Raw genomic sequence first — 14,083 nt, 5'->3', positions numbered from 1 at the left:
CTCCTCATGAGTGCGTTAAATAAGAAGACTTTTCTCACTTATCTGAAAGACGGCGGTATTTACGTTGTTCTTTTAGTGTTACTGGCCATTATTATTTTCCAGGATCCCACTTTCTTAAGTTTGCTGAACTTAAGTAACATTCTGACCCAATCCTCGGTGCGTATTATTATCGCGCTGGGCGTCGCGGGGCTGATTGTGACCCAGGGGACCGACCTTTCCGCAGGCCGCCAGGTGGGCCTGGCGGCGGTGGTAGCCGCCACGCTGCTGCAGGCGATGGAAAACGTCAATAAAGTGTTCCCGGATATGGCAACTATGCCGATTCCGGTGGTGATCCTGATCGTCTGCGTCATTGGTGCGGTGATCGGTCTGGTGAACGGTATCATCATTGCCTACCTTAACGTGACACCGTTTATCACCACCCTGGGTACGATGATCATCGTTTACGGTATCAACTCCCTGTACTACGACTTTGTGGGTGCGTCGCCGATTTCCGGCTTCGACAGCGGCTTCTCGACCTTTACGCAGGGCTTTATTGCGCTGGGCAGCTTCCGTTTGTCCTATATTACCTTCTATGCCTTGTTCGCCGTGGCGTTCGTGTGGGTGCTGTGGAATAAAACCCGTTTCGGCAAAAATATTTTCGCTATCGGCGGTAACCCGGAAGCGGCGAAAGTGTCTGGCGTTAACGTTGCGCTGAACCTGCTGATGATTTATGCCCTGTCCGGCGTGTTCTACGCCTTTGGTGGCATGCTGGAAGCCGGTCGTATCGGTTCCGCCACCAACAACCTCGGCTTTATGTACGAACTCGATGCTATCGCGGCCTGTGTGGTTGGCGGCGTCTCCTTCAGTGGCGGCGTGGGTACCGTGCTTGGCGTGGTGACCGGTGTGATTATCTTCACCGTTATCAACTACGGTCTGACCTATATCGGTATCAACCCGTACTGGCAGTACATCATTAAAGGCGGCATCATTATCTTCGCCGTTGCGCTCGATTCATTGAAATACGCGCGCAAAAAATAATTCCGTTATACGACCAGGCCCGCTCACCAGAGCGGGCTTTTTTGTCGCTGTCTGCCGCCGTTTGCTCGAAACTTAAGCGATCGGTGGAATCTTAAAAACTTGTTCCCCCCTGGCGGGTGAAAATTCTCAGGCAGGTGCTACGCTCATTAAAGTTAAAGCTGCAATGTTAATAAGGAGATTGGGCATGAACAGTAACTATGGGGTTCCAGCACTTCCGGTGCTCGGCTGGCAGGTCGGTTCCGCAGACAATTTAAATGGCGTGGTGGTGAAGTTTGGTTGCAGTACGCTTTCCGGCGGACCCTCAGCCACCACCTTCGATTCGCCGTTTTTTAATTTAAGCCCTGATAAGGTACGAAGCCTTATTAATGATCTTGAACGTTCTCTGCAGGAGTATGAAAGCAAGGTAGCTTGACGTTCCGCTCTATTCGTCGGGTACGTCCATGTGCCCGATATTTAAGTCAATTCTGAATGCCTTGAAGCCAAACCCTTCTTACGCTTAAAAGAAAGAATCTGTGAAAAGGTGGATGCACAGTTAAGGGGCGCTTATGAATTTAGTTTATTTCTCAGTTGATAATTTACCGCATGAAAAAAATACTCCCGTGAATTTCTCGCTAAAAAATGTTGAATTACTGCGCGACGGCGACGTGATTGCCTCGCCTGGCGATATCAAAATTACCGCCTTGCCGTTTTACTTCTTCTGCTCAGTGCCGACCGGATTTCGCAAAATTGAGTTCAAAATGAAGAACAGCCCGCCGGCGCGTATTGTCTGCAGCGCGGGCTATTTGAAAAGCGGTGATTATCTGGTGAATACCCCGGACGGGGAGAAGGTTTACGCTTTTAATGCCTTAAACGGCACATGGACGCTGGACAGTTCCCGCCACGCGATTATCGAAAATCGAGCCTTCGTCGAACGCGGTTTTACCCTTGTACGTCCGATGAAGCACAGCAACCGTAACGCCTCCGTCAGTTAGCGCTTCCGCTTTTTCCTTTCTTCTGCATATCGATAAGCTGCTCGGCGGTGACGGCTGGGTAGCCCTGCGCATCATCCGGCACCTCTTGCATGGAAGGGATTGGCACCAAAGGGCCGAGAAAACGCGGTTCACGCTTAAAAATATAGAGATCGGCAATGGTCGCGAGACGCGCGCCAAATTCCCGTACGCGCACGCTCCACATATCTTTCGGCGAAGGCACCGCGTAACACTGGGCCTGAATACCTCTGTGTAGGGCGATAAACAGCGCGCGTTCGCAGTGGAAACGCTGGGTGATAATGATGAAATCGTTGGTATCAAAGACTTTGCGGGTGCGCACAATCGAATCAAGGGTTCGAAAGCCGGCGTAATCTAATACGATATCGGCCGGATCGACGCCATTGGCAATGAAATCTTTGCGCATCGTAACTGGCTCATTGTAGCTTTGAAGCGCGTTATCGCCGCTTAGCAGCAGGTAGTTAACCTTGCCGCTGTTATAGGCGTTAAGCGCGCCCTGGATCCGGTAACGGTAATACTGATTGATGACGCCGGTACGGTAGTACTTTGCGGTGCCGAGTACCACGCCCACCTGACGCCAGGGCAGATCCTGCAAATCGTCGTATATATAGGGGGCGGTTTTCCAGCTCATCCAGCGGTCCAGGCCAAGCGCAGTTAACAGCAGTAAGCCGATAAGGACTAACAGGCTGTAGATAAAACGCTTTAACATGCAGCTGACCTGGCGAGGATTGAATGACCCACAGGCTACTTTACCCGTACCGCAAGCGCAAGAAACAGCAGCGCAATTGCCTTGTTTTTCATCACTGCGGGCGCAAACCCGCAGAAAATTAACGGCTCAACAACACGCGTTCAACTTGCTCGCATCCCAGCGCGCGCAGCGTGGCGGCGGTGGCGTCCCATTGTGTCAACGGCGCGTCGGTGCGTTCGGCCAGCACCGCACGTTGGATATCCCCATAGTCAAACCCGCTGAGGCTAAGCAAATTCAGCGCGCCCTGCAACGGCGGCAGCGTCGGGTTAAAAGCGGCATTTTCCGCATAGCTACCGCTAAAAATGCGCCCATCGTGACAAAGCAGCGCCACGCCGGAAGGCGAATCGGTATACGGCGTGTGACTGTGATTCGCCGCGTGGATAGCGGCCTGGGTCAGCGCATCGCCGCTGGCGGTAAAGCCGTGATGCTGCTCATCCATTAACAGGGTTTTGATATCGAGATCGACCGGACCAAAGGCGTCCGGCAGATAATCACCCAGCGTATGCGGTGCACGGCCCGGCAGGTTAATACGCAGCTTCAAACCGCTGTTCAGCTCGTTCATAAACTGACGGCAGTGACCGCAGGGGGTGTAATTAACGGTTATTGAGGAGAGGGCTTTTTCACCACGCAGCCAGGCGTGGCTAATCGCACTCTGCTCGGCATGCACGGTCTGTTGCATCGTCGCGCCGAGGAATTCCATATTCGCGCCGAAGTACCAGTTACCGCTGACGCCGCGGGCGATAGCGCCAACGTTAAAGTGTGAGAGATCGGTACGGGCGCAGGCAGCGGCCAAAGGAAGCAGGGCAAAAGCCAGCGCCTCTTCATCCATCCCGCAGGCTTGCTGCAATGTTGCCACCTGCCCGGCACTTAACATGGCGGGAAAGTGCGCCTCCGCCAGCACGGGCGCCAGCGCGGTTTGCAAATTCTCCGCCAGTGCGGAAAAAGCAGTGTGAAAACGTGAATGCATGGCCTTGCCTCATAACAGTGTAATGGAATCGTAGTTTACGAGGCCGGGTAGCTGTTATGTGTGATTAAAATCACACTACTTGTGCAACTTATGTAACTCAAACCAAAAATGTGCGACATATCGCAGATATTAGCCCAGCACTGCGAGGATCACCGGGAACAGAAACGGTGCCACCAGCGAGGTGATAATGCCGCAAATCACCAATGCTAATGAACTGAACGCCCCTTCCTGATAATCCAGTTCGGCGCAGCGCGACGTACCCAGCGCGTGCGACGCGGTGCCCATCGCCAGCCCGCGCGCCGATTTGGTGGTGATGCGCATCAGGTTCAGCAAAGTGTGACCGAATACCGCGCCCAGCACGCCAACAAAAATGACGCATACTGCGCTAATTGCCGGAATACCGCCAATGCTGCCGCCGACGGCCATGGCGATGGGCGTGGTGACGGATTTGGGTAATATCGACGCGGCAATTTCTGGCGTTGCGCCCATCATCAGGGCTACCGCGGTCCCGGTAATCATCGCCACCAGACTGCCGATAAAGCAGATGGTAATAATCGATTTCCAGCGCGCGCGGATCTGGTGGAGCTGTTCATAGAGCGGAAACGCCAGCGCCACCACGGCGGGCTGCAGCAGATCGTTAAGGATTTTACTGCCCTGGAAATAGTGATCGTAAGGCGTACCGGTTACCAGCAGAATAGGGATAATCACCACCATCGCCACCAGTAACGGATTGAGCAGCGCCAGTTTGCAACGCGCCGCGAGTTTACGCGCGGCGAAAAATACCGCCAGCGTGAGCGGTAACGACCACCAGATATATGTCATCATTCTTTGCGCCCTTCTTGTCCTGCCACTTTACGTTCGCCGTGCACCAGATGGGTGCTCCAGCTGACAACCAAAAAGACGATAAGCGTGCTCACCGCACAGGAAACGATAATCGGACCGAACTGCGCACGCAGCAGGTCATAATATTGCATTACCCCGACGCCGATCGGCACGAACAGCAGGGCCATATAACGGATCAAGATCACGCAGCCCGGATTGACCCATTTGGCGGGCAAAATCTGCAGCGCCAGCAGCACAAACATAATCAGCATGCCGATGATGCTGCCGGGAATGGTGATGGGCAGCAGGGATGAAATGAAGATGCCTGCATACAGGCAGGCATAGATTAGGACAAATGCCCGGGAATACTGCCAGATAATATTCAGTACGTTAGTCATGGTGGACGCCTTTATCGAAACGCATTCATCATACAATTAAAACGAAAAACGTGCTACCGATCACATCATGACTTGTGAGCATATCAAACATTCCCTCCGGCAACGTTGCTACTTTCCGACAAAATTGACCGTTTGTAATAGCTCAATTGTAGTGAATAAAGGCACTTTTCACGCCTGAGCGGAGACGCTACTATGACGCCTCTTTTTTATGGGGCGATATATGCGTGTATTACTGGCGCCGATGGAAGGCGTGCTCGATTCGCTGGTGCGCGAGCTGCTGACCGGGGTGAACGATTATGATCTGTGCATCACCGAATTTTTGCGCGTGGTGGATCAGCTGCTGCCGGTAAAATCCTTCTATAAAATCTGCCCGGAGCTGCACCGGCAAAGCCGTACCCCTTCCGGTACGCTGGTGCGTATTCAACTGCTCGGGCAGCACCCGCAGTGGCTGGCGGAAAACGCCGCGCGCGCCGTTGAGCTTGGCTCCTGGGGCGTCGATCTCAACTGTGGCTGTCCGTCGAAACTGGTGAACGGTAGCGGCGGCGGGGCGACATTGCTAAAAGACCCTGACTTAATCTACCGTGGCGCCAAAGCGATGCGTGAAGCGGTGCCGTCCCACTTGCCAGTAACGGTAAAAGTGCGTCTTGGCTGGGACAGCCCGGCGCGGGCGTTTGAGATTGCCGATGCCGTCCAGCAGGCGGGTGCCAGCGAACTCGTGGTGCACGGGCGTACCAAAGAAGATGGCTATAAAGCGGAGCGTATTAACTGGCAGGCGATTGGCGAAATCCGCCAGCGTTTGTCGATTCCGGTGATTGCCAACGGCGAGATTTGGGACTGGCAAAGCGCGCAGGACTGTATGGCGGCCACGGGCTGTGACGCCGTGATGATTGGCCGCGGCGCGCTCAATGTGCCCAATTTAAGCCGCGTCATTAAGTACAACGAGCCCCGTATGCCGTGGCCGGAGGTGGTGGCGCTGTTGGCGAATTATTCCCGGCTGGAAAAGCTGGGCGATACCGGTTTATATCACGTTGCGCGGATTAAACAGTGGCTGGGTTATTTACGTAAGGAGTACCACGAAGCCAGCGGTCTGTTTACGGCAATCCGTACTTATAAAACCTCTGCCGAGATTGCAGCCTGCATTTCTCGCGAGCTTAATCACGTTTCTGCTTGTTGATAAAATCAACGCTGGATAATCCCTGTCGGCGGTGTTATTTATAGCCCGTCGCAAATTAGGATTGTAACTGACATACAGGCAAAACCTAAACGCTGTGAATTCATCAATGCTGAATTCCGCGTTTAGGTTTTTTTGTTTTAATTACCTGACCATTTAAAACGATTAATTTAAAAAATAGTTCGCTGTCAGCTATGCCGGAATAATATCGACAACCTGACGCTTGCCAAATAAAAAATGGAATGAATATCATGGCGATTAAAAAATTCTCTTTACCTCTGCTTTTTATTTCAGGATGGAGCGGTATGGCGATATCTGCCGATACCACATCCAGCGCCCACCAGGGCTTTTTTACCGCTAGCCAGTATCACGTTACGCTGAAAAATGTCTGGATGCTTAACACCAGCGATCAGCTTGAGCAGGCCGGTTTTGGCGATCAAAACGCCTGGGCGCAGGGCCTGCATCTCGATTACCAGAGCGGCTGGTTTCAGGATCTGCTGGGCGTCGATGCTTCGTGGTATAGCGTGGTTAAACTATATGCCAATGAAGGCTTTGCCGGCAGGGATCTGCTGCGTGACCGCAACGGTCACGCCGAGGGATTCAACAAAGTCGGCCAGCTGTATGCAAAGCTGAAATGGGGCGATGAACACGCCTGGCTACGGCTGCAGGCTGGCTGGCAACAGCTTTATAAGCTGGGGGTGCTTACCGTGACGCGCAGCCGCGCCGCGCCCAGCAGCTGGCAAGGCGTCAGCCTCGATAGCGGCTGGAGCGATATCGCCGTACGCGGCGCGTGGGTGTCGCGTTTTTCCGAACGCGACGAACCGGAGAAACGCCGCTTCACTACGCTTGCCAGTAATAAGCCCATCGATTATATCGTCACCGGAGAGCTGAGCTGGAGCCCGGCGAAAAATAGCCGTATTAGCTGGGTGGCCGGTGAGAGTCATAATTATTTACAGCGTCAGGGGCTGGAAACTCAATTTTCCCTGCCGTTGGGTGAAAATAAAAACGTATTATTTCGCGGGGGCGGATATTACACCCGCGGGCTGGCTAACTGGGAAGGCGCTCGCAGTTTTAATCACAGCGCGCAGCATATTTTTGCAGTGACGGGTTATCAATATCACAATAGTGAATCCGGCCTCGGTTGGTCAAAAACAAAAGCGCCGCTGGATAATGGTGTCGGTCAGTTTTACTGGCATATGGGCAAAAACACCCGTGGCGCATTTAATAGTCCGGCGGACGGCGAAGGCAATGATTACGTCAACGACGGCGAGCAGATGTTTTATTTATACAGCAAATATAAATGGTCTCCGGAATTAACCTTAGGGATATATGGCAATTACGGTTTTGGGGCGAGCTATCACTCTGTCGATTTAACGCAATGGGAATATGGTGGCTTTCTCGCCTGGACGCCCCAGCGCATCAAAGGGTTCTCACTCTTCACCGGTTTTGGTCCGAGCTACAGCTGGAAGCTGCAAAACGGTAAGCCCTGGCTGACGGACGATAAACGTACCTTCCATCGAGCGAAGGGGATCGGCGGTACCGTGGCGCTGGAATACAAATTTGGCCTCAACAATTAGCAAAGGAGTTTGATAATGAAAAGATCACTACTGGCTGTCGTCCTCACCACGCTGACGATGACGCACGCGCAGGCGGCTGAACGCGCGATGCGTATTTTGCTGGTCAACGATGACGGCTGCGAATCCGTTGGCACCACCACGCTGCAGGACAAACTGACCGCCAAAGGTTATGAAGTGTGGATGGTAGCACCTTCTACCAATCAAAGCGGCATTGGTTCGGCGATCACCTTTAAACCTAACAAGATTTTTGATGTAAAAAAGGTGGCAGATAAACGCTACTGCTTCCCCGGAACGCCGGCGGACGCGCTGGATTTTGGCCTGCTGGGTGTGCTGAAAGATAACCCGCCGGATCTGGTGCTTTCCGGGGTTAACGACGGGCCGAATACCGGTGTGGCGCAGCTTAATTCCGGCACCATTGGCGCAGCGGCCCGCGCGGTGCGTTACGGCTATCCGGCGATTGCCGCCAGCATCGGTTATCTGCTCACGGAAGAGGAGCAAAAAGCGGGCTGGCCAAGCACCCATCAATACTGGCCGGATTCCGTCGATTACATTGTTTCGCTGGTGGATAAGCTGCACGCTAAATGGCAGCCCGGACAGCCGGTAATGCCCAAAGGTTCCGGATTAAGCATCAACTATCCACCGCTGGCGAAAAGCGCTATCAAAGGTGAAAAATACATCGCTAACGAACAGTTTCCGCAGCCGCAGCATGAATACAAACTGCTAGAGGACGGGCGCGCCCAGCAACTGATGCGCAAAGAAGTGCTGACGCCAAGCGAAGCGGATACTGACACCGGCTGGCTGAATAAAGGCTATATCACCTGGACGCTGTTCGATGGCGAGTGGAACGCGCCGCAGTTTGAAGCGCAATATAAAGCGCTATTCCAGTGAATAAGCAGCTGAGACGGCAGTCCCATTTTGTTTGCCGTTTCGTTGTTCACCAAAGAGAAGCTGGTAGAGTGCCGGGGTGGATTGTTACTGCGCAAGCAGGCTAAACCCGATTATCTGGCTTCTGTCAGAGATCGGGTTTTTTTGTTTCCGGGGTCCGGATGAAGATCGCCAAAGTATTAAATAATAACGTCGTGGTGGTGCTGGACGAGCAGCAACGCGAGCAGGTGGTGATGGGCAGAGGGATCGCTTTTCAAAAACGGACCGGCGATCCGCTGGATGAACGGCGCATCGAGAAAGTATTCGCGCTGCAAAGCGATGAGCTGGTGCGTCGATTCAGCGAGCTGCTCAGCCAAATCCCCCTCGAGGTGATGACCGCCTGCGATCGCATTATCGAACTGGCGCGGGCCAGGCTAGGCAAGCTGCAGGAGAGCCTGTATATCACGCTGACGGATCACTGTTTCTTCGCCATCGAGCGGCAGAAAAAGGGCACGGTGATCCGCAACGTGTTGTTGTGGGAGATCAAGCGTCTTTACCCCAAAGAGTTCGAACTGGGCCAGCAAGCGCGTCAGATCCTCGCAAAACGGCTCGGCGTGGAACTCGCGGAAGATGAGGCTGGCTTTATCGCTCTGCATCTGGTGACCGCGCAGCTGAACAGCGAAATGCCGGAAGTGATGCATATCACCAAAGTGATGCAGGATATACTGCATATCGTAAAGTACCAGCTCAGGCTGGACTACGATGAAGACTCGCTTAGCTATCATCGCTTTGTCACTCATCTGAAGTTTTTCTCCCAGCGCATGCTGAGCCGTACGGTGGTTGAGGATGATGATATCTCGCTGCACCAGGCGGTAAAAGAGAACTACTGTCGGGCCTGGCAGTGTGCGGAAAAAGTAGCGTGTCACCTGGTCAACAACTACCAGCGCAGACTGACAACGGAAGAGATTATGTTTCTCGCCATTCATATTGAGCGGGTGAGAAAAGACCGGCATTAACCGAACAGCCAAAAAATGGATTGTTACTGCGTGATACAACGCAGGCAAAACCTGAGTTCGTTACCGAAGGGTGGCGGCCTCAGGTTTTTTTTTACTCAGTCACCGCCCTCGGGCATGAAGTAAGGAACAGAGCATGGAATATCAATCGCTGGCGAAAGATATCCTTAGCCACGTAGGCGGAGCGGATAACATCATCAGTCTGGTGCACTGCGCTACGCGGTTGCGATTTAAATTAAAAGAGGTAAAGAAAGCCGATGCCGAAGGGCTCAAAGCTCACCCCGGCGTGATCATGGTGGTGGAGAGCGGCGGTCAGTTTCAGGTGGTTATCGGCAATCACGTCCACGCAGTCTGGCAAGCCGTCCGTACCGCAGCGGGGTTAACGGATGAAACACCTGCGCCGGCAGACCATGATAAAGGTAGCCTCTTTAGCCGGCTGATTGATATTGTTTCCGGGATCTTTACACCATTTATTGGCATTCTGGCCGCCTCGGGGATCCTTAAAGGCATGCTGGCGCTGGCGGTAGTTTGCGGTTGGCTGGATACCGAGAGCGGCACTTACAAAATTTGGTTTGCCGCCAGCGACGCGCTCTTTTTCTTTTTCCCATTGATTCTCGGCTATACCGCCGGGAAAAAATTCGGCGGCAACCCGTTTATTACCATGGCGATTGGCGGTGCATTAACCCATCCGCTGATGATTGCCGCCTTTGAAGGCAGCCAGGCCAGCGGGGCAGTGAGCGAAACCTTCCTCGGTATCCCGGTGACTTTTATTAATTACAGCGGTTCGGTGATCCCGATTATTCTCGCCGCCTGGCTCAGCTGCTGGCTGGAGAAACAGGGCAACCGCTTCCTGCACGCAGCGGTGAAGAACTTCTTTACCCCTTTGTTGTGCCTCGCGATTACCGTGCCGCTCACCTTTCTGCTGATTGGTCCCGTTGCCACCTGGCTAAGTCAGATGCTGGCGCACGGTTATCAGACGATTTATACGCTGGCGCCGTGGCTGGCGGGCGCGGCCCTCGGTGCGCTGTGGCAGGTGTGCGTGATTTTCGGTCTGCACTGGGGGCTGGTCCCGTTAATGATTAACAACATCGCGGTATTTGGTCAGGATTCAATGTTACCAATCCTGCTGCCCGCGGTGCTCGGCCAGGTCGGCGCGACGCTGGGTATTTTCCTGCGCACCCGTGATGCCCGGCAGAAGATGCTGGCGGGTTCCGCCGTTGCCGCCGGGGTTTTTGGTATTACCGAACCGGCGGTCTATGGGTTAACGCTGCCGCTGCGCCGTCCGTTTGTGTTTGGCTGTGTCGCCGGGGCCATTGGCGGCGCGATTGTTGGCTTTAGCAATAGCCATGTCTACTCGTTCGGCTTCGCCAATGTCTTTACGCTGGCACAAATGATCCCCCCGGGCGGCGTAGACGCCACGCTGTGGGGCGGCATTATTGGCTGCGCGGTGGCGCTGGTGCTCTCGTGCGTGCTGACGCTGATTGCCGGTTTACCCAATATACCTGCTGCTGCGCAAGCAGATGTCGCGCCAGAGCCGAAAGCGAATGAGATCCTCGCGCCGATGAACGGTAGCGTACTGGCACTCGATCAGGTGCCCGATTCCACTTTCGCCAGCGGCCTGTTGGGCAAAGGGGTCGCGATTATCCCGGCAGACGGCCGCGTCATTGCGCCGTTCGCCGGGGTGGTGGCCTCACTGTTCGCGACTAAACACGCCATCGGCTTGCTGAGCAATAGCGGTATTGAAGTGTTGATTCATGTCGGTATCGATACGGTAAAGCTCGACGGTAAACCCTTTACTGCCCATGTTCAGGTGGGCGATTTAGTGAACGCGGGCGATCTGCTGCTGGAGTTCGATCGCGACGCGATCATCAGATCCGGGTTCGATCTCGCTACACCAATAATTATCAGTAATAGCGACTGCTTCACGGGCGTCAGTACCGTGGCGTCAAGTTCTGTTCAGGCGGGCAAACCGCTACTTGCGGTTGCGGGTTAATCAAAGGAGAAAAGAATGAAAGCATTTCCAACATCGTTTCTGTGGGGCGGCGCGATAGCCGCAAACCAGGTCGAAGGCGCGTGGCGTGAAGACGGTAAAGGCCTGTCGACCTCCGATGTGCAGCCAAAAGGGGTATTTGGCGAGGTGGTCGAGCGCGTGGAGGGCGACAGTGCGCTAAAAGATGTGGCGATCGATTTCTATCATCGCTATCCGCAGGATATCGCGCTGTTCGCCGAGATGGGCTTTAGCTGCCTGCGTGTGTCGATTGCCTGGACGCGTATTTTCCCCAACGGTGATGAAAGCACGCCAAACGAAGCGGGGCTGGCGTTTTATGACCGGATGTTTGATGAACTGGCAAAACATGGCATTACGCCGCTGGTCACCCTTTCGCACTATGAAATGCCGTGGGGGCTTGTAACCGCGTACGGCGGCTGGGGCAATCGCAAGACTATCGAATTCTTTGAACATTATGCGCGCACGGTCTTCACGCGTTACGCCAGCAAAGTGAAGCTGTGGCTGACCTTCAACGAAATCAATATGTCGCTGCACGCGCCGCTGACCGGCGTGGGGCTGGCGGAAAACAGCAGTAAAGGGGACGTCTATCAGGCGATTCATCATCAGTTAGTCGCCAGCGCGCTGGCGGTGAAGGCCTGCCATGAAATTGTTGCCGACGGCAAAATCGGCAACATGCTGCTGGGCGGCTTAATGTACCCGCTGACCTGTAAGCCGGAAGATGTGCTGGAAGCACTACAGCAAAACCGCAGCTGGCAGTTCTTTGGTGATGTGCAGTGTCGTGGCGTGTATCCGGGCTATATGCTGCGCTATTTCCGCGATAATGGCATTGCCATTGAGATAACCGATGCCGATCGCGAAGCGCTGAAATCGACCGTCGATTTTATCTCCTTTAGCTACTACATGAGCGGCTGCGTTACGACCAACGAAGAGTTAAACCAGAAAGCGCGCGGTAATATTCTCAGCATGGTGCAAAATCCGCATCTGCAAAGTTCTGAATGGGGCTGGCAAATCGATCCCCTCGGCCTGCGTACGCTGCTGAATATGCTGTGGGATCGCTGGCAGAAACCGCTGTTTATTGTCGAGAATGGCCTGGGCGCGAAAGACAAAGTGGAAGCGGATGGCAGCATTAATGACGATTACCGCATTGCCTATCTTAACGATCATCTGTTGCAGATGCGGGAAGCCATTGACGACGGCGTCGAGATGATGGGCTATACCAGCTGGGGGCCGATAGATCTTGTCAGCGCCTCGAAAGCCGAGATGTCCAAACGTTACGGTTTTATCTATGTCGACCGGGATGATGACGGCAACGGCACGCTGGCGCGCAGCCGGAAGAAAAGTTTTTACTGGTATCGCGATGTGATTGCCAGCAACGGCGAGAGCCTGAAGTAAAGCCCATGCTGCCCGGCCAGGCCGGGCGGCAGCATCAGTTCAAACGCTTAGCGATAAACTCTTTTAGCCACATTACGGCCGGGTCGCTGCTGTGGCGCTGATGCCAGAGCATAGCCAGTTCAATCGGTGGTGCATCCAGCGGCAGCGGGCTGCCTGCCAGCCCTAAAGTATGCTGCCACTCTTGCGCCAGACCGCCGGGAACCGTTGCCAGCGCCGGCATCGTCGCCAGTAATCCCGGCAGGGCGGCGAAGTGCGGCGTGGTGTAATGAATCCGGCGCTGATGGCCGGTTTTTGCCAGTAAGGTATCGAACTGGCTGCTGGTGGCTTCCCGGTAACTGACCATCAAGTGCGGCTGGGCGGCAAAGGTATCGAGATCGAGCGGCGCGCTCAGCGCCAGCCGCTGCGGATGCCAGAGCGTGACGAACGGCATGGTAATGAGCACTTCGCGCTCCAGCCAGCGCGGCCCGGCTTCGGCGACGCTGATTGCCATATCCATCTCGCCGCCTTCCAGCCGACCGGCATCGCTAAAGGGATCGCTGGCAACCACATTAAGGCGCACGCCGGGTGCGGCCTGTTGCAGGGCCGGGATCAGCTTCGGCATCAACCACATCTCTACCCAGTCCGCCATGCCGAGGGTCAGCGTCACCGTCGCCGTTTGCGCATCAAACGCCGTTTGCTGAAACAGCGCGCTCTGCAACTGTTCCAGCAGCGGTAACAACTCACCGTGCAGTTCAACGGCGCGGGCGGTAGGCTGCATTTTATGGCCGCTACGGATAAATAGCGGGTCATCGAACAACCCGCGCAGACGCGACAGTACGCCGCTGACTGCAGGCTGTCCCAAATGCAGTTTGTCCGCCGCTGCGGAAACGCTCTGTTCGCGAAACAGCACCGCGAAGGCAATCAGCAGGTTAAGATCGATTTTGCGAAAATCATTCTCTTTGATAGTCATTATTACTCCAATCAATTGGAGTGATAGTAGCCGCTAGCGGATACTGGCGCAACGAAAACGACTGGAGGAGAGTATGAAACATTATCCGCTACTGTTGGCGCTGATTGTGGCAGGTTTCAGTTTGCAGGCCGCCGCTGCGCCGCTGCCGACGCACCAGGCGCAAGCGCCGGG

14 protein-coding genes are annotated in these 14,083 nt (G+C 54.4%); 9 read left to right on the top strand and 5 right to left on the bottom strand.

Annotation, left to right across the window (positions count from 1 at the left end; all coding sequences use genetic code 11):
• The first annotated feature begins 6 nt into the window (after positions 1-6).
• The 3 genes from mglC to RW65_RS20475 all read left to right on the top strand — a co-directional run bounded on the left by mglC (position 7) and on the right by RW65_RS20475 (position 1,988).
• Positions 7-1,017, top strand: a complete 1,011-nt coding sequence (gene mglC, locus RW65_RS20485; protein ID WP_039058693.1) for a galactose/methyl galactoside ABC transporter permease MglC — start codon at positions 7-9, stop codon at positions 1,015-1,017.
• 184 nt (positions 1,018-1,201) lie between these two features.
• Positions 1,202-1,429, top strand: coding sequence for a phage domain protein (locus RW65_RS20480; RefSeq protein ID WP_039058692.1), 228 nt, complete (start codon positions 1,202-1,204; stop codon positions 1,427-1,429).
• Between the two features lie 133 nt (positions 1,430-1,562).
• Positions 1,563-1,988, top strand: coding sequence for a hypothetical protein (locus RW65_RS20475; RefSeq protein ID WP_039058691.1), 426 nt, complete (start codon positions 1,563-1,565; stop codon positions 1,986-1,988).
• Here the strand turns inward: RW65_RS20475 and sanA are convergent.
• From sanA to RW65_RS20455, 4 genes are all read right to left on the bottom strand, one after another.
• Positions 1,981-2,712, bottom strand: coding sequence for an outer membrane permeability protein SanA (gene sanA, locus RW65_RS20470; protein WP_039058689.1), 732 nt, complete (start codon positions 2,710-2,712; stop codon positions 1,981-1,983). The two genes, RW65_RS20475 and sanA, sit on opposite strands and share 8 nt — an antisense overlap.
• A gap of 118 nt (positions 2,713-2,830) precedes the next feature.
• Positions 2,831-3,718, bottom strand: a complete 888-nt coding sequence (gene cdd, locus RW65_RS20465) for a cytidine deaminase (protein WP_039058688.1) — start codon at positions 3,716-3,718, stop codon at positions 2,831-2,833.
• A 129-nt stretch (positions 3,719-3,847) separates the two neighbouring features.
• Complete coding sequence (locus RW65_RS20460; RefSeq protein WP_039058687.1) at positions 3,848-4,543, bottom strand: CidB/LrgB family autolysis modulator; 696 nt, start codon at positions 4,541-4,543, stop codon at positions 3,848-3,850.
• Complete coding sequence (locus RW65_RS20455) at positions 4,540-4,938, bottom strand: CidA/LrgA family protein (RefSeq protein WP_039058686.1); 399 nt, start codon at positions 4,936-4,938, stop codon at positions 4,540-4,542. Before RW65_RS20455 ends, RW65_RS20460 begins: the two co-directional genes overlap by 4 nt.
• Before the next feature lie 220 nt (positions 4,939-5,158).
• Here RW65_RS20455 and dusC point away from each other — a divergent pair, with 220 nt between their 5' ends.
• From dusC to ascB, 6 genes are all read left to right on the top strand, one after another.
• Positions 5,159-6,112: a tRNA dihydrouridine(16) synthase DusC gene (gene dusC, locus RW65_RS20450; protein WP_039058685.1), complete on the top strand. Its 954-nt coding sequence runs from the start codon at positions 5,159-5,161 to the stop codon at positions 6,110-6,112.
• Positions 6,113-6,360: 248 nt separating this feature from the next.
• The gene (locus tag RW65_RS20445; protein WP_039058684.1) at positions 6,361-7,686 is read left to right on the top strand and encodes an OprD family outer membrane porin; all 1,326 of its coding nucleotides are present in this window, start codon (positions 6,361-6,363) and stop codon (positions 7,684-7,686) included.
• A 15-nt stretch (positions 7,687-7,701) separates the two neighbouring features.
• Positions 7,702-8,574 carry a 5'/3'-nucleotidase SurE gene (surE, locus tag RW65_RS20440; RefSeq protein ID WP_039058683.1) on the top strand — a complete coding sequence of 291 codons (873 nt, stop codon included), beginning with the start codon at positions 7,702-7,704 and terminating at the stop codon, positions 8,572-8,574.
• 158 nt (positions 8,575-8,732) lie between these two features.
• Positions 8,733-9,566, top strand: a complete 834-nt coding sequence (gene licT, locus RW65_RS20435; protein ID WP_039058682.1) for a BglG family transcription antiterminator LicT — start codon at positions 8,733-8,735, stop codon at positions 9,564-9,566.
• A gap of 133 nt (positions 9,567-9,699) precedes the next feature.
• Entirely contained in the window at positions 9,700-11,556 is a 1,857-nt protein-coding gene (gene bglF, locus RW65_RS20430; protein WP_039058681.1) for a PTS beta-glucoside transporter subunit IIABC, read from the top strand.
• Positions 11,557-11,571: 15 nt separating this feature from the next.
• Positions 11,572-12,963: a 6-phospho-beta-glucosidase gene (gene ascB / locus RW65_RS20425; RefSeq protein WP_039058680.1), complete on the top strand. Its 1,392-nt coding sequence runs from the start codon at positions 11,572-11,574 to the stop codon at positions 12,961-12,963.
• Between the two features lie 34 nt (positions 12,964-12,997).
• On the opposite strand, the gene RW65_RS20420 is transcribed toward ascB, so the two are convergent.
• Positions 12,998-13,912 carry a LysR family transcriptional regulator gene (locus RW65_RS20420; protein ID WP_039058679.1) on the bottom strand — a complete coding sequence of 305 codons (915 nt, stop codon included), beginning with the start codon at positions 13,910-13,912 and terminating at the stop codon, positions 12,998-13,000.
• Positions 13,913-14,083 lie beyond the last annotated feature (171 nt).

Origin of the sequence: Enterobacter sp. Bisph1 (assembly GCF_000814905.1) — a bacterium.
GTDB lineage: Bacteria > Pseudomonadota > Gammaproteobacteria > Enterobacterales > Enterobacteriaceae > Kosakonia.
The sequence above is the reverse complement of the archived record's forward strand: the minus strand, read 5'-3'. Positions and strand labels throughout refer to the sequence as shown.